This is a genomic window from Pseudonocardia endophytica, assembly GCF_004339565.1.
Lineage (GTDB): Bacteria > Actinomycetota > Actinomycetes > Mycobacteriales > Pseudonocardiaceae > Pseudonocardia > Pseudonocardia endophytica.
Map to the genome: position 1 here is coordinate 2,433,904 of NZ_SMFZ01000001.1, position 15,459 is coordinate 2,449,362.

Below are 15,459 nucleotides of genomic sequence, written 5' to 3' on the forward strand. Positions count from 1 at the left end.
GGCCGAGCACATGAAGGTCGATCTCTACCTCTACACCCAGCACGCCGACGAGCTGCCTGCCCGGGCCCGGCAGGTCGAGGACGGCGGGTTCGACGGGCTGTTCGTCGCCGAGACCATCGGTGACCCGTACCAGTCGCTGGCCGTGGCGGCGCAGCACACCGAGCGGGTCACCCTCGGCACCTCGGTCGCACTGGCGTTCCCGCGTAGTCCGATGACGACCGCCGTCGCGGCCTGGGACCTGCAGCGGGCCTCGCGGGGCCGGTTCGTCCTCGGCCTCGGCACCCAGGTCCGCAAACACATCGAACGCCGCTTCTCCATGCCCTTCAGCCGGCCCACGGCTCGGCTGCGCGACTACGTCAGCGCTGTGCGCCACATCTGGGGGGCGTTCCAGGGCGAGCACCCGCTGGACTTCCACGGCGAGTTCCACGCCCACGACTACCTGCCCAGCGCGATGAACCCCGGCCCGCTGGAATGGGGGCCGCCGCCGATCTACCTCGCCGCGCTCGGGCCGCTGATGTTCCGGGCGTCCGGCACCGTGGCCGACGGGGTGATCGTCCATCCCATCCACACCCACGAGTACCTGCGCACCGTCGCCGAGCCCGCCCTCGCCGAGGGCCTGGCCGAGGCCGGCCGCGACCGCAGCGAGATCGACGTGGCCGCGACCGTGCTGTGCATCCCCGGCGAACAGCACCGCGAGGCCGTGCGCCGCCAGTTCGCCTTCTACGCCTCCACGCCCGCGTACAAGCCCGTGCTCGACCTGCACGGCTGGGGTGGGCTGAGCGACGAGCTGCGCGCCCGCGTCCGCCGCGGCGAGCTCGACACCATGGCCGACATCGTCCCCGACGACGTGCTCGACTTCTTCTGCATCGTCGCCGACGACTGGCCGCAGGCCTACGAGCTGGCCCGCGAGCGCTACGCAGGAGTGGTGGACCGGGTCAACTTCCAGACCGCCCCACCCCTCGACGTACGACTGCTCGCGGACGCCCGGGCGTAGAAGCGCAGCGACGACCTCGACGAGGAGACCCATGCACATCCCGAGCTCGGCCGATCCGACCGTCGGTGACCTGATCATCGAGGCGTTCGGCCGCTACCCCACCCGTGACGCCTTCGTGCTCGGCGACCGGCGCGTGACCTACGCCGAGGCGGCCGACACGACCGGCCGCATCATGGCGGTCCTCGCCGCACACGGGATCGGCAAGGGCAGCGCCGTCGCCGCGTTGAGCCCGAACACGCCGGAGGTGTGGCTGCTGCAGGCCGCCAGCTACCTGCTCGGCGCCACCTACACCGGGCTGCACCCGCTCGGCTCCGCCGACGACCACGTGACGCTGTGCGAGGACGCCGGCATCACCCTGCTCGTCGTCCATCCCGAGTTCGCGGCCACCGCGGCGAAGATCACCGCCGGCTCGGCGAACGTGGCGCACCTGCTCTCCCTCGGTCCGGCCGAGGTCGGCCGGGACCTGCTCGCCATGGCCGCTGCGGCCCCGGCGCGTCCCCTCGACCGCGGCCCCGCGGGCCCGGAGGACACGGCGTGGCTCCAGTACACCGGCGGCACCACCGGCCGGCCCAAGGGCGTCGAGGTGCCGCATCGCGCACTCGTCGCGCAGACCGCGATGCTCACCGTCTCGTGGGGGCTGCCGGAGAACCCGCGCTACCTCATCCCGGCGCCGATCACCCACGCCGGGGTGCTCCCCGTCCTGCCGACGCTCTGCAAGGGCGGCACCGTGGTCCTGCACCAGGGTTTCGATCCCGAGCACTGGCTGCGCACCGTCGCCGAGGAGCGCATCACCTACACGTTCGCGGTGCCCACGATGCTCTACGCACTGCTCGATCACGGTGCCGGCGACGCCGACCTGTCGTCGCTGGAGACGCTCCTCTACGGTTCCGCCCCGATGATGCCGGCCCGGATCGCCGAGGCGTACGAGGCCTTCGGCGCGGTGATCATGCAGGGCTACGGCCAGACCGAGTGCCTCGGCATGGCGACCAGCCTGCGCAAGGACGAGCACGCAGACCCTGCGCTGCTCGCCTCCTGCGGCCGCCCGGTGTCCGCGACCAGGGTCGACATCCTCGACGACGGCAACCAGCCCGTCGCCGACGGCGAGGTCGGCGAGCTGTGCGTCCGCTCCGCCGCGGTCATGACCGGCTACCGCAACCAGCCCGAGCAGACCGCCGACGCACTCGCCGGCGGCTGGCTGCACACCGGCGACCTCGCGATGCGCGACGACCGCGGCTTCTTCCACCTCGTCGACCGCAAGAAGGACATCGTCGTCAGCGGCGCCTTCAACGTGTACCCGCGCGAGATCGAGGACGTCATCGCCGAGGCGGCCGGGGTGTCGGCCGTCGCCGTCATCGGGGTGCCCGACGACAGGTGGGGCGAAGCCGTGACCGCCTACGTCTCCCCCCGGCCGGGCGCAAAGATCGACACTGCGCCGCTGACCCGGCTGGTCCGCGAGCGCAAGGGCGCGCACCAGACACCGAAGGCCATCCACGTCGTCGACGATCTTCCGCGCACGCCGGCGGGGAAGATCGACAAGAAGGTGCTGCGCTCGCGCCACTGGGCGGACGGCGGCCGTCAGGTTCACTGATTCACCCGTATCTTCGCTGCTCAGAGATCGTTGTACCGGATGAGCAACCACCACGAAGCGGCCCTTCTCGGTCATCGACCGTCCCCAGCCGCGCGGACCTTGCCACTCCAGTTCCGCGGGCCCCTCGACGACCGCTCGAAGGTCGGCCCACCCCCGACGTGGAGGGTGTCGTGACCAGACGCAGACGATGGCTGCTGCTCGTAGCCGCCGGATTCCTCGCCGCAGGCGGGCTCGCGCCCGCCGCATGGGCGGACGAGCCGGGCTCGGGCACCCCCGATCCGGTCGCCGTCGCCGGAACCACCGGGACCGCCAGCAGGACCGAAGTCGCCACCGATCGCACCGCCAGCGGTGCCACGTGCGGCGACTACTCCCTGCCGGTGACGCTCAAACCCGGCCGCACCGAGCGCTACCAGATCTTCGCGCGGATGTGCAGCAAGTCCGGTTTCACCGACCGGCCCGTGCAGCTGCTGCTGCACGGCGGCACCTACAACCACGCCTACTGGGACTGGCCCTACCAGCCGGAGAACTACAACTACGTCAAGTACGCCACCGACGCCGGCTACGTCACCCTCGACGTGGACCGCCTCGGCTACGGCTACAGCGACCGCCCACTCGTGGACGCCGACATCGACTTCGAGTCGAACGCGTGGGTCGCCCACCAGGTCGTCCAGTACCTGCGTGCCGGCGGGCTCGGCACGCCGTTCGACCAGGTGGCGCTCGTCGGCCACTCGCTGGGCTCCGGCACCGCGTTCACCGAGGCCGGGCGCTACCGCGACGTGGACGCGCTCGTCATCTCCGGCGGCATCCACAACGTCAACTACGTGGAGCTGTTCGGGCAGGCCGGCTTCTACCCCGCCTCCCTCGACCCGAAGTTCAAGGGCAAGGTCGGACTCGCCAACACCTACCTGACCACCGTGCCCGGCGCCCGCTGCCGCACCTTCTACTACGCGCCCGACGTCGACCCGAAGGTCTGCGATGTCGACGAGCAGTACAAGGACAGCTTCACCGGCGGCGAGACCGTCGGGCTCCCGATCGTGTTCACCAGGCCGACCCCCAGCAACCAGGTGACCGCGCCCGTCCTGCTCGCGCTCGGCCGGCACGACAAGTTCACCTGCTTCAAGCCGAACATCCTCGAACCGGACTGCGCCGCGCCCGGCAGCAACGCCTACGACGAGGCCAAGTACTACCCGAAGGCCAAGAGCTACGAGCTCTACATCCAGCCCCACAGCGGACACAACAACAACCTGCACGTCGGCGCCAAGGACTGGTTCGCCAAGGCCAACTCCTGGATCGACGAGCAGCTCGGCCGCGCTCCCCAACCCGGAAGGAACGACTCATGACCCGCACGCTCGGACTCGCCGCCACCATCCTCGTCGCCGGAGTCACCGGAGTCACCGTCGTCAGCACGGCCGCGGCAGCCACACCGCAGTACGCGCCGCCGCCCGGCCCACCCACCCCCGTAGAGATCCTCGAGAACGAGAACCCCCTCGGCCTCGTCGACGGTGGCACGGGAGCCGACAACATCGTCAAGAACGCCGGCGGGCTCGCCGGCAACGCGATCAACACCGTCGAACTGAACCTTCCCCTGCCCTGACCGGCTGCACGAACAGCGGACGGCACCGCAGTCAAGAAGTGACCCGACAAGACCGCGAGGTGGTGCACTGCCCGGGAGTGTCCGATCAAGGTGTTACCGGCGTTGATCGGACACTCCCGCCCGTCCCACGACCAGATCCGGCAAGCCCTCGTGCGGGCTGGCCCTGTCTCGTCCGAGTGACCCCCCGGCCACCGCCGATGCACCTGGCGGAGAAGGGAGTCCGACGCGATCGTGCGCGCGACGGAGAGCGGACCTAGTCGCCGTCCGCGGGGCTGGCGTCGAGGCGCTCGCGTAGCTCGGGGTGGCTGGTGAACACGGCGACCTGCAGCTCGGCGACCAAGCGCTGGGTGAAGTCGTCGACGTCGACCCCGAACGCGTCCCGTATCCGGGTGAGCCGGTACTTGAGGGTGTTGCGGTGCACGAACAGGGTGCGGGAGGCGGCAGTCAGGTCCCCTCCCGCCTCGAAGTAGGCACGCAGGCTGGGGAGGTACTCGGTGCCGCGGTCGCGGTCGCTGACGACCATTCCGGCGACGCCACCGTGTAAGAGCCGAGGTCGTTCGAGTACCAGGTCGGTGAGCTCGGACATGACCGCTTCGGCGACGGAGTCGTCGAAGGCGACGACTCGGCGGGACTCGTCGAGCAGCGGCAGGTTGAGCAGCCGGTCGATGTCGCGGCGGGCGTCGAGGAGCCCGTCGGCGTCGGTGATCTCGCCGCTGACCGCGGCCCGCAGCTGGACGCGTAGCTGACGCTGGGCCTGGCCGACCACCTCGCGGGCCAGGGTCGTGACGAGCTCGCCTCCCACCTCGTCCGGGTCCTGTGGGATCGCCGCGTAGACGCGCCCGTTGCAGCAGGTCACGGCGCCACGACGGGAAGGTTCGAGGCGCAGCGCGAGGAGATCTTCTACCGGTCGCAGAGCGAGCTGGTCAGTGGTCGAGGAGTCGGTGCCGCCCGTGTCGTCCCGGGCGAACGCGACGAGCTTGAACGTGCCCCGTTCGAGACCGAGGCGGGTGGTGACGGTCTGGCTGTCGCCGCGGCCGGCGAGCGCGTTGCGCAGCAGGTCGCCGCGCAGGCGGCGGTCGAGATCTTCGTTGATGCGCGAGCGGATGATCTGCAGCGCCGCGACCCGCGCGATCTCGGCGAGCATGTCCTCGGAGTTCTGGTCGAGCTCGCGCTTGGTCTCGGCGACCCAGAGGTAGCCGAGGATGTCGGTCCCGCCGCGGATGGCGGTGACCAGCCTGGTCGCACCGTCCGGCGGCACGACGCGAACCGGGCGCAGACTCTGACGAACCCGCGGGAGGATGCCGGTCGACTCGCACCAGGCGAGGAACTCCTTCGGTGGACGGCGATTGATGATCGACTGATGGCGGATCTCGTCGATCTCGTCGCCGAGGCTGGAGAAGGCGATGACCTCCATCCGGTCGTCGTCGATGATGACCGGCCCTTCGAGCGATGCCGCCGCGGAGTTCGCCAGCGCGAACAGGTCGCCGAACGGGACACCCCGGTCGTCGGCGACCGTGGCGGCCGCCGAGGAGATCGAGGTGCGGGCAAGGGCATGCAGCTGGTCCCAGGACATCTGCGGCGAGATCGCCAGAACTGTCGCGCCGTGGGCCACGGCGAGATGCCGTAGCGCGGTGCGCTCCTGGTCGTCGGCGACCTTGAACGCGAGGACGATCTCGCCGGCGAGTACGTCGAGCAGCTCACCGACGGCGGGGTCGGTGGGACGGACGCCGATCACGAGGATGAGGTCGCCGGGGTTGGCTTGGCTCGTGGTCGCGGTGTCGTAGATCAGGACCGCGCAGATGGTCAGGTCCAGGCCGGTGGGGGCGTGCACCACGTCGGCGAAGTCTCCGCCGACCAGCCCGAGCAGCGTGTCGAGGGTGAGGCCCTGGGCGCTCACGGGAGTGGTCATGGCTCACCTCCAACCGTGGTGGTCGGCTACACGGTCTGACCGGCCACGCCAGAGTGGGACGCTTGGTTGTCGGCGTCGTCCCGTGCTCGTTTCGTGCCGGTAAAGGTCGCGAACAGGTGAGCGTAGACCGCGACGGCGGTCATCAGGGACTCGATCTCGACGTACTCGTCGACGACGTGGGCGAGCTCGAGCTTGCCGGGGCCGAACACCACCGAGGGGATTCCGAGCTGGTTGCGCATGAACCGTGCGTCGGTGGTGAACGGGAGTCCGGTCGTGCCCGGCTCCCGCCCGGTCATCGTGGTGAACGACGTGGCGACCTGATCGACGAACGGGTCGGCGGCGTCGATCGCGGAGGGCTCGCAGAACCGCTCGACGTCGATCTCGTAGTCGGTGCCCGCGGTCAGCCCGAGGGAGCTGATGCGGTCGACGATGCCTCGCACCACGCCGTCCTCGGTATCGCCGGGTAGGACCCGTCGGTCGATGCGCAGCTCGCATTCCTCCGGGACGACGTTGGGGCCGCTGCCGCCGCGGATCATGCCGACGTTGCAGGTAGTGGTTCCGAGCAGTGGGTGCGGCTGCTGGGGGAACTCGTTGTCGTGCAGGACCTGGGAGATCGCGGCGGCGGTGATGATCGCGCTTCGCCCCTTGGAGGGTTCGCTGCCGTGTGCCGGTACGCCTCGGGTGGTGATCCGCGCGAACAGCAGACCGCGTTCGGCGAGGCAGAGCTTGAGACCGGTGGGCTCGGGGTCCAGGCAGGCGTCGGCTGCGATCAGGCCCCGCTCGACGAGTGCGCCGGTGCCGTGCTCGCCGCCGAGCTCCTCGTCGGCGACCAGATGGAACACCACCTCACAGGGCAGGTCGACGCCGATGCTGCGGCACACCTGCAGCGCGGTGATCGCCGCGGCGATTCCGCCCTTCATGTCTGCGCTGCCACGACCGTAGAGGCGCCCGTCGTGGACCTGGCCGCCGAACGGGTCGTGGCGCCATGCCTGCGGCCGCACCGGCACGGTGTCGAGGTGCCCGTTGACCAGCAGGACGGGCTTGCCCGACGCTGCGCCGTCGCCGGTGCCGACGATCAGGTTCTGGCGACCGGGCGTGGCTTCGACGACGTCGCCGCGCCCGAGGCCGAGGTCGGCGAACACACCACGCAGGTGCTCGACGACCTCGGTCTCCTGTCCCGGTGGGTTCTCCGAGCGGATCTGCACGAGGTCGCGAGCCAGGCCCACGACTGCATCGACGTCCACCGCAGCCCGGATTCGGCGATCCAGCGGGGTCATGTCAGCTGCTCCACGTCGTCGTGTGTCAAGAACCCGGCATCCGCGAGCCGTCCGAGGAAGGTTGTGAGCCGCGGGGTGCGGGTCAGCGGGCGGCGCAGCTGCTCGCGCGCCGCGTCGAGGTCACCGCTGCGGGCCAGAAGAACTGCCCGCCAGAACTCGGCCTCGGGGTTCCCTTCCATCGTCTCGGCCGCGTCGGCCAGCTCCGCCAGGGCTCGGTCCCGGTCACCGGGTTGCGGCTCGGTGTACGGGCCGACCATGAGTCCGGGGGCGAACATGGTGCCGGACACCGCGTCGAAGGCGCGGCGGTAGGTGAGCAGGCGACGCAGCTCGCCGATCGGGTTGGTGTGGTCCTCGATGCGCAGGTCGACCGGTCGGTGATTCCACGGGTCGTCGACGGGGTGGCCGTCGACCACGAGGAGCGCGGCGCCCTGGCTGCCGCGGATGTCGCCGCCGGCGAGTTCGGCGGCCTCCATCGCCGTCATGATCCGTTCGGCGAGGTCGCCGTCGGCGTGCTGGTAGGCGTCGAGCATGGCGGGGAGTACTCGGTCGTTGTCGAGCATGTTGCCCTGCACCGCGACCGGTCCGTCGACGATGCCGCCGCAGACCGCGATGCAGGAGCCGCCGGTCCAGGTGGCCGCGTCCCCGCTGATTCCGACGAGCCCGACCTGGCGGACTTCGGGGTGGTCGTCGGTCGCGGTGAGGTTCTCGAGCACGTCGGCGGCTGGAGCGCCCTGGGCGAGCATGCTCATGCCGGTGCCGCCGTAGGCGCCGTTGATGAAGGCCTGGGTGGCGATCGCACCGACACCGGGCTGGGCCCAGGTGACGCCGGCGCCGGGGGCGAAGAAGTGCGACTCGCAGGCCACGCCCAGCTGGCCGGTCTGCTTGTCGCGGGCGACGATCGAGTAGGTCATCCGAGCTCGCTGAGGAAGTCGTGCACCGCGCGCGCCGTGCCTCGCGGATCTTCAAGCATCGGCAGATGTCCGATGTCCGGGATCTCTCGGACGTCGCCACCGAGAGAGCCGGCCAGCTCGTGGGCCATCTCCGGCGGGCAGGTCGGGTCGTGGGTGCCGACGAACGCCCGGGTCGGTGGTAGGGCGTCGATCGAGGCGGCCGCCGCGCGGGCGTCGGCCTGTCCGAACGTGGTCTGCAGCACCTCGATCACCGTGTCGAGGTCCCGGTCGCCGTCGCGGCCGACAGTGGCCAGTTCGACGAGCTCGCCGGCGGCCCCGGGCCGGCTGGCCGGCCCGAGGATCTCGCCGCCGTGGCGGGTGAACCACTCCCGCACCCCGAGCTCTCGCAGCGCCGCGACGGCCTCGTCGATCAGGTCGGCGCCCCATCCGACCCGCAGGGTCGCGCCGAATGCGGCGATACTGGCCACTCGCTCCGGTGCGGCCGCGGTGAGCTCGGCGGCGACCGCGCCGCCGATGGACCCGCAGACCACGTGTGCCCGACCGATCCCTGCGGCGTCGAGCACCGCGAACGCGTCGGCCGCGTAGTCGCCCGGTTGATAGGGCCCGGCCGCCCCGGACCGACCGTGGGCGCGGTAGTCCACCGCGACGGCCGGCCGTTCACCGCCGAGTTCGGCGGTGACCTGTTCCCACACCGCGGCCGCGGTGTTGACCGGGTGCAGGAACAGGATCGGTGTGGCGGTCTGCGGTCCCGGCCAGCTCAGGTAGGACAGCTCGCCGGCCTTGCCGGTCGCGGTGTGGCGCTCGGGATGCGGCATCGCTCTCGTCTCCCGCGGGCGGGGTTCGTTGTGGCCGGCCGGGGGGTCAGGCGTCTTGCGGGAAGCGGGGCGTGTCCTTACCGGCGATCGGGGACGCATGGAAGTGCCAGATCTTCCACTCCGGGTTTCCCTTGCCGTCGTCGCGGCGGTACACCTCGGTGACCCGGAAGACCAGCGGCTCGGGGTCGGGCTCGAGCACCCCGGTGCCGGTGTTTCCGGTGACCAGCGCGCTCCAGTAGGTGGTCAGGTAGGCGAGGTCGCCCTCGGCGTAGACCTTCGGCTCCTCGACGATCTTCATCTGGGAGAGGTTGAAGCCGATCTCGTGCAGCCCGTCCCAGAGCTTCGCCTTCTCGTCGGGCCCGTTGTACTCGTGCCCGTTGAGGTTGAACTGCAGGTATCCGGGGTTGGCGAAGTTCGGGTACATCTTCTCTTTGACCAGGTCATTGTTCGAGTCCAGCCAGGAGTGGTGGACCGCCAGGATCTCCTTGACGTCGTTCTCGTTGCTCGCCATCAGACCTCTCCTCGATCTTCGTGGGGTACGACTCGCGCCCGTCGGGGCAAGTCACGCGGGCGGTGCGAGCGCCCGCAGCTTCGGCAGGACGTCCTCGGCGAACTGGGACAGGAACCGTTCCTGGTCGTCGCCGGGACCGTGGAACACCAGATGGTTCAGCCCGGCGTCGACGTACGGCTTGATCTGCGCGACGGCCTCGTCCGGGTCGGAGGTGACGATCCACCGGCCGGTGATCTGCTCCAGCGGCAGCTCGTCGGCCAGGCGCTCCATCTCCTCCGACGAGCTCACCGAGTTCTTCTGCTCGGCCGAGAGCGACAGCGGCGCCCAGAACCGGCAGTTCTCCCGCGCCGCCTCCGGGTCCCGGTCGTAGGACATCTTGATCTCGATCGTCCGGTCGATCGTCTCCGCGTCGCGCCCCTCCTTCTCCGCGCCCTCCTTCAACCCGGGGATCAGCTTGTCGGTGTAGAGCTCCATCCCCTTCCCGGACGTGCAGATGAACCCCTCGCCCTGACGCCCGGCGTAGCGCGCCACCATCGGCCCACCGGCCGCGACGTAGACCGGGACCGGGTGGGTCGGGCGGTCGTAGATCTCCGCGTCGACGGTCGTGTAGTAGTCGCCCTCGAAGTTGACCTTGCCGTCCTCGGTCCACAGTGCACGCATCAGCCGGACCGACTCGCGCAGCCGGGCGAAGCGCTCCTTGAACTCCGGCCATTCCATGCCGGACACCGCGATCTCGTTGAGCGCCTCGCCGGTGCCCACACCCAGGGCCACGCGCCCGTCGAACAGCAGCGCCATCGTCGCCAGCTCCTGGGCGAGCACGGCCGGGTTGTAACGGTAGGTCGGGGTCAGCACGCTGGTGCCGATCTGCACGCGGCTCGTCCGCTCCCCGACCACGGCCATCCAGCTCAACGCGTACGGCGCGTGGCCGCCGTTGTGCCGCCATGGCAGGAAGTGGTCCGACGCCCAGACACTGTCCAGCCCGAGCTCCTCGGCCCGGACGGCGTACTCCACCAGGTCGCGCGGCCCGAACTGCTCCGCCGACGCCTTGTAGCCGATCTTGAGGTCCACGACGGCCGTCAGCCGAGCTGGGGCAGCACGGTCGAGGCGACCAGCTCGAGCTCGTCGAGGGCGCTGTCGGCGTTCACCGGGGACAGCACGACACTGGTGGCGCCCGCGCCGCGCAGCTCCGCGATGCGCGCGGCGACCTCGTCCGGGTCGCCGGCCACGGCGAGGGTGTCGATCCACTCCTCGGGCAGCTTGTCCGCCATCGTCTCCGGGCCCTCGTCGAGCAGCTGGGCGACGTGGTCGTTGTAGCCGAACGCCCCGGTCAGCGGGTTGTGCGGTCCGACGGCCGCGATGTATGCGGCCAGCGACGGCCGCACGGCATCGCGGGCCTGCTGGCCGTCCTTCGCCACGCTGAACAACGCCAGTGTGGGGACGAGGTGCTCGGTCCGGCCGGACTCGGCCATTCCCTCCCTGATGTGCCCGACCGCGGACTCCAGGTAGCTCGTGCCGGCCAGCACGCTCATCACGGTCCCGTCGGCGATCTTCCCGGACAGGCGCAGCGACTTCGGGCCGAGAACGCCGGTCAGGATCGGCACCTGCCCGTCGACCGGGTGGGTCGCGGACACCGAGCGGAAGGTGAACTGCTTGCCCTGCAGGTCCACCGTGTCGCCGGCCAGCAGGGACCGGACCCCGTCCACGCACTCGGTCAGCGCCGCGAGCGGGGACTTCGCAGTGGCACCCATCTGGTCGGTCCACACCGGGACCCCGTGACCGATGCCGGGCAGGAACCGGCCCGGGTAGGTCCGGGCAAGGGTGGCGATCTCCATGGCGGTCACCGCAGGATGCCGCGCCACCGACGCGACGACGCCGAGCCCGACCGTCACCCGCTCGGTCGCGCCGAGCGCCAGCGCCGCCCCGGTCAGACCGCCGTAACAGAAGTAGTCCTCGGCCAGCCACACCTCGCCGTAACCCAGCCGTTCGGCCGCGGCAGCGATCGCGGGGATGCGCTCGGGGGGCGTCGAGGTCGCGACGAAGACGCCGACAGGGGTGGTCACACTCATGGGTTCCTCCGCAAGCGGTGGGGGTAGCCGGCTCACCGCGGTCGACGGTCGGGACACGGACGGCACGCCGTCGGTCGTTCGACGAGTCTCGGGCCGCCCGGCCGACCCGACAATTGGCGCCGTGACGAACTCGCGCCCGTGATGTCGGGCAAACCGACGAACCGGCGGCCCTTTCTCCTCCCGTGCGACGTCCTCCGACGCACGGTTCCGCAGATGCGGCTGCCCGAAGCCTGCAGGTCACGGCCGATGTCATCGGGACGGGGCTGGGATTGGCGGTGTGACGAACCGGGGCGGTCAGCTTGTGGCGATCCGTCAATGGACACGCGCTGTGGACAGCCCCGACGCTGGCTCGCATCCGAAAACCGGGCCGAACGCAGCATGACGCTGTCGCCGAACTCTTGCCACGCCGAGCAGGCCCGGCCGATGCCGTCGGCGCCCGCGTCGTCACGTCCACCACGAGAGGCTGATCGTGACTCAGCAACTACCACCAGGCTTGATCGGCTCACGGGTACGACGCCAGGAGGACCCGCGGCTGCTCACCGGCCGCGGCCAGTTCGTCGACGACGTCGCGTTGCCCGGGATGCTCGAGGCAGCGGTGCTGCGCAGCCCGCACCCGCACGCCCGGATCACGAACGTCGACGTCAGTGAGGCGCTCGCGCTTCCCGGGGTGTTCGCGGTGCTGACCGGCGAGGAGGTCCGCGACGTGTGCGCGAGCCCGCAGCCGGTGGTGTGGCGGATGATTCCCGACCAGCGGATGACCGACCAGTACGCATTGGCCGTGGACAAGGTCCGCTACGTCGGGCAGGCCGTCGCGGTCGTGGCCGCGGTGGACCGCTACGTCGCCGAGGACGCGCTCGGCCTGATCGAGGTGGACTACGAGGTCCTGGACGCGGTCGTGACCCTCGACGACGCGCTCGCCGAGGATGCCCCGCTGCTCTACGAGGACTGGCCGGACAACGTCAGCTGTCGCCAGACCATCCCGAAGGGCGACGCCGCCGCCGCGTTCGCCGAGGCCGACGTGGTCGTCTCCGAGACGCTGACCTACGGCCGGCAGATGGGCACCCCGCTCGAGACCCGCGGCGCGGTCATGTCCTGGGACCCGTTCACCGACCGGCTCGAGGGCTGGATGTCGACCCAGTCGCCCAACCTGACCCGCGACCTGCTCGGCGAGGTCCTCGGACTTCCGGTCGAGCGGATCCGGGTCCGCACCCCGGACGTCGGCGGCGGGTTCGGCAACAAGTTCGACTTCTACGGCGAGGAGGTCCTCGCCGCGCTGCTGTCGAGGCGCACCGGACGCCCGGTCAAGCTGATCGAGGACCGGCTGGAGAGCTTCGTCGCGAACGCACACTCGCGCGAACAGCGCATCGAGGTGTCCGTGGCGGCAAAGGCCGACGGCACCATCACCGGACTGCGCGGCACGGTCTACGCCGTGCTCGGCGGGCAGCTCGCGACCGTCGGGATCGGGCCGTGCTGGCTGTCGATGGCGGTCATGGCCGGCCCGTACGCCATCGAGAACATCGAGGCCACCGTCGTCGGGGTCGTCACCAACCGTTCCCCGTACGGCTCGTATCGCGGGTGGGGCCAGCCGAAGGCGAACTTCGCCCACGAACGCATCATCGAGAAGCTGGCCGGTGAGCTCGGTATGGCGGCCAACGACGTCCGGCGCCGCAACCTGATCCCGCCGGACGCGTTCCCGTACGCCAGCCAGGTCTTCTTCTACGACAGCGGAAACTACGCCGAGTGCCTCGACCTGGCCGAGAAGGCCGTCGCCGAACGCGGCTGGGCCCAGCGCCGCGACACCGCCGCCGAGCAGGGCCGCTCCGTGGGGATCGGTTTCTCGTTCCACATCGAGATCAGCGCGCTCGGACCCAGCAAGATCATGAACCAGTCCGGGCTGCAGCACTCCTCGTTCGACGAGGAGGTCGTCCGGATCGACTCCTCCGGCGGAGTGGTCGTCCGCACCGGCCTCTCCGCGATGGGCCAGGGCATCCAGACTGCGCTGGCCCAGGTCGCCGCCCAGACGCTCGGTGTGCCGCTCGACTCGGTCACGGTGCATCACGGGGACACCGAGACGAACCCGTTCACCGGGTACGGCACCGGCGCCAGCCGTGGCGCCGCCCTCGGCGGCGGCGCTCTCCTGCGCGCCAGCACGCGGCTGCGGGACAAGGTGCTGCGCATCGCCGCGAACATTCTCGAGGCCTCACCCGACGACCTGGAGATCACCGACGGCCGGATCTCGGTCGCCGGGACCCCGGGCGGACCGTCGGTGACCATGCGCGAGATCGGCGACGCCGCCTACCGACGTCTCGCCGACAAGCTCCCGGACGGCGAGGACCCCACCCTCGAGGAGCGCGACGTCCTCGACCCGGAGAACGTCGCGTTCTCCTACGGCACCACAGCGGTACTCGCCGAGATCGACCGGGAGACCGGCCGCGTCACGCTGCTCGACTACCTGCTCGTCCACGACTGCGGCACCGTCATCAACCCGACCATCGTCGACGGGCAGATCCACGGCGGGGCCACGCAGGGGATCGGCGGCGCACTGTTCGAGGAGATCGTCTACAGCCCCGAGGGTCAGCCGCTGACGACGACCTTCATGGACTACCTGATCCCCACCGCCTCCGAGATCCCGACGTTCGAGACGGTGCACATGACCACCACCGCCGACCACATTCCCGGCGGGTTCAAAGGCATGGGCGAGGCCGGCACGATCGGCGCCGCCTCCGCGATCACCTCGGCCATCGAGAACGCGCTGCCCGACCTCGGCCTGCGCCTCAACCGGCTGCCCGTCACACCGCCCCGGCTGCTGCAGGCCATGACCGACGCCGCCCCGGCTGCGTCGTCGCGTGAGGAGACGCCGTGAAGCCCGCACCACTGCACTACCGCCGTGCCGGCAGCATCGACCACGCCGTCGAGCTCCTGGTTGCCGAGGACGGCGACGCGAAGATCCTTGCCGGCGGCCAGAGCCTGGTCCCGCTGCTGTCGATGCGCCTGGCGCAGCCGACCGCGCTGGTCGACCTCGGCGGGCTGCCGGAGCTGTCCTACATCCGCGACACCGGAGACAGCGTCGAGATCGGCGCCATGACCCGTACCCGGGAGGTCGAGACCTCGCCGCTGATCGGGCAGGCGATCCCGCTACTACCAGCAGCGCTGCGCTACTCGGGACACGTGACCATCCGCAACCGCGGCACCCTCGGTGGCAGCGCCGCCCACGCCGACCCCGCAGGCGAAGTTCCGTCGGTGCTGCGCGCGCTCGACGCCCAGTTCGTCGTGGCCGGACCCCGCGGGCAGCGCACCGTCGCCGCAGCGGACTGGTTCCACGGATTCCTGCTCAGCGCCGTCGAGCCGGACGAGTTGCTCGTCGCGATCCAGGTTCCCAAGCAGCAGCCAGGGACCGGAGTCGCGGTCGAGGAGTTCGCCCGCCGCCACGGCGACTTCGCCCTCGTCGCGGTCTTCGGGGCGCTCCGCCTCGACCCGGCCGGGCTGATCGCCGAGGCTCGGCTCACCGTCGCCGGGGCCGGCAGCGTCCCGATCCGAGCCGATGCGGCCGAGCAGATGCTCACCGGCCAGACACCTGGCGCCGAGCTGATCCACGCCGCGGCATCAGCGGTCGCGGAGGCGACCGAACCGGGCGACGACATCCACGCACCCGCCGAGTACCGCCGGACCCTGTCTCAGGTACTGGCCCGCCGGTGCCTGGACCGGATCCTGCCCAGCATCGAAAGGAGCGCGGCCGCATGAGCGCGACCACCGAGATCGGCAGCACCGACAGCGACGACGCCGGCAACGCCGGA

At 70.7% G+C, this 15,459-nt stretch carries 13 protein-coding genes; 6 read left to right on the forward strand and 7 right to left on the reverse strand.

Features of this window, described 5'->3' with window-relative positions; translation table 11 throughout:
- Positions 1 to 10 precede the first annotated feature (10 nt).
- The 4 genes from EV378_RS10915 to EV378_RS10930 all read left to right on the forward strand — a co-directional run bounded on the left by EV378_RS10915 (position 11) and on the right by EV378_RS10930 (position 4,176).
- On the forward strand, positions 11 to 994 hold the full coding sequence (locus EV378_RS10915) for a TIGR03617 family F420-dependent LLM class oxidoreductase (protein ID WP_132423495.1): 984 nt from the start codon (positions 11 to 13) through the stop codon (positions 992 to 994).
- 31 nt (positions 995 to 1,025) lie between these two features.
- Positions 1,026 to 2,582, forward strand: a complete 1,557-nt coding sequence (locus EV378_RS10920) for an AMP-binding protein (protein ID WP_132423498.1) — start codon at positions 1,026 to 1,028, stop codon at positions 2,580 to 2,582.
- A 170-nt stretch (positions 2,583 to 2,752) separates the two neighbouring features.
- The gene (locus EV378_RS10925; protein WP_132423501.1) at positions 2,753 to 3,922 is read left to right on the forward strand and encodes an alpha/beta hydrolase; all 1,170 of its coding nucleotides are present in this window, start codon (positions 2,753 to 2,755) and stop codon (positions 3,920 to 3,922) included.
- Positions 3,919 to 4,176, forward strand: coding sequence for a hypothetical protein (locus tag EV378_RS10930; RefSeq protein WP_132423504.1), 258 nt, complete (start codon positions 3,919 to 3,921; stop codon positions 4,174 to 4,176). Before EV378_RS10925 ends, EV378_RS10930 begins: the two co-directional genes overlap by 4 nt.
- 253 nt (positions 4,177 to 4,429) lie before the next feature.
- Here EV378_RS10930 and EV378_RS10935 read toward each other — a convergent pair whose 3' ends face one another.
- The 7 genes from EV378_RS10935 to EV378_RS10970 are packed head-to-tail and all read right to left on the reverse strand — an operon-like array spanning position 4,430 to position 11,665.
- Positions 4,430 to 6,085, reverse strand: coding sequence for a PucR family transcriptional regulator (locus EV378_RS10935; RefSeq protein WP_165922242.1), 1,656 nt, complete (start codon positions 6,083 to 6,085; stop codon positions 4,430 to 4,432).
- Positions 6,086 to 6,111: 26 nt separating this feature from the next.
- Positions 6,112 to 7,362 carry a M20 family metallopeptidase gene (locus EV378_RS10945; protein ID WP_132423513.1) on the reverse strand — a complete coding sequence of 417 codons (1,251 nt, stop codon included), beginning with the start codon at positions 7,360 to 7,362 and terminating at the stop codon, positions 6,112 to 6,114.
- Positions 7,359 to 8,273 carry a DUF1028 domain-containing protein gene (locus EV378_RS10950; protein ID WP_132423516.1) on the reverse strand — a complete coding sequence of 305 codons (915 nt, stop codon included), beginning with the start codon at positions 8,271 to 8,273 and terminating at the stop codon, positions 7,359 to 7,361. The genes EV378_RS10945 and EV378_RS10950 overlap by 4 nt, the downstream gene beginning before the upstream one ends.
- Complete coding sequence (locus tag EV378_RS10955; protein WP_165922243.1) at positions 8,270 to 9,088, reverse strand: alpha/beta fold hydrolase; 819 nt, start codon at positions 9,086 to 9,088, stop codon at positions 8,270 to 8,272. Before EV378_RS10955 ends, EV378_RS10950 begins: the two co-directional genes overlap by 4 nt.
- Positions 9,089 to 9,134: 46 nt before the next feature.
- Entirely contained in the window at positions 9,135 to 9,599 is a 465-nt protein-coding gene (locus EV378_RS10960; RefSeq protein WP_132423522.1) for a YybH family protein, read from the reverse strand.
- Positions 9,600 to 9,650: 51 nt separating this feature from the next.
- A complete protein-coding gene (fgd, locus tag EV378_RS10965; RefSeq protein WP_132423525.1) occupies positions 9,651 to 10,667 on the reverse strand; it encodes a glucose-6-phosphate dehydrogenase (coenzyme-F420) in 1,017 nt (338 codons plus the stop codon).
- Between the two features lie 8 nt (positions 10,668 to 10,675).
- Positions 10,676 to 11,665, reverse strand: a complete 990-nt coding sequence (locus tag EV378_RS10970) for an LLM class flavin-dependent oxidoreductase (protein WP_132423528.1) — start codon at positions 11,663 to 11,665, stop codon at positions 10,676 to 10,678.
- A gap of 493 nt (positions 11,666 to 12,158) precedes the next feature.
- On the opposite strand from EV378_RS10970, the gene EV378_RS10975 reads away from it, so the two are divergent.
- Both EV378_RS10975 and EV378_RS10980 read left to right on the forward strand, forming a co-directional pair.
- The gene (locus EV378_RS10975) at positions 12,159 to 14,528 is read left to right on the forward strand and encodes a xanthine dehydrogenase family protein molybdopterin-binding subunit (protein WP_243653383.1); all 2,370 of its coding nucleotides are present in this window, start codon (positions 12,159 to 12,161) and stop codon (positions 14,526 to 14,528) included.
- The gene (locus EV378_RS10980) at positions 14,525 to 15,406 is read left to right on the forward strand and encodes an FAD binding domain-containing protein (protein ID WP_132423534.1); all 882 of its coding nucleotides are present in this window, start codon (positions 14,525 to 14,527) and stop codon (positions 15,404 to 15,406) included. The genes EV378_RS10975 and EV378_RS10980 overlap by 4 nt, the downstream gene beginning before the upstream one ends.
- Positions 15,407 to 15,459 lie beyond the last annotated feature (53 nt).

Bases quoted from the DNA above. Each gene is read 5' to 3' on its own strand.
- EV378_RS10915 (WP_132423495.1), top strand. From the start codon at position 11: ATGAAGGTCGATCTCTACCTCTACACCCAGCACGCCGACGAGCTGCCT.
- EV378_RS10920 (WP_132423498.1), top strand. From the start codon at position 1,026: ATGCACATCCCGAGCTCGGCCGATCCGACCGTCGGTGACCTGATCATC.
- EV378_RS10930 (WP_132423504.1), top strand. From the start codon at position 3,919: ATGACCCGCACGCTCGGACTCGCCGCCACCATCCTCGTCGCCGGAGTC.
- EV378_RS10935 (WP_165922242.1), bottom strand. From the start codon at position 6,085: ATGACCACTCCCGTGAGCGCCCAGGGCCTCACCCTCGACACGCTGCTC.
- EV378_RS10945 (WP_132423513.1), bottom strand. From the start codon at position 7,362: ATGACCCCGCTGGATCGCCGAATCCGGGCTGCGGTGGACGTCGATGCA.
- EV378_RS10950 (WP_132423516.1), bottom strand. From the start codon at position 8,273: ATGACCTACTCGATCGTCGCCCGCGACAAGCAGACCGGCCAGCTGGGC.
- EV378_RS10955 (WP_165922243.1), bottom strand. From the start codon at position 9,088: ATGCCGCATCCCGAGCGCCACACCGCGACCGGCAAGGCCGGCGAGCTG.
- EV378_RS10960 (WP_132423522.1), bottom strand. From the start codon at position 9,599: ATGGCGAGCAACGAGAACGACGTCAAGGAGATCCTGGCGGTCCACCAC.
- EV378_RS10970 (WP_132423528.1), bottom strand. From the start codon at position 11,665: ATGAGTGTGACCACCCCTGTCGGCGTCTTCGTCGCGACCTCGACGCCC.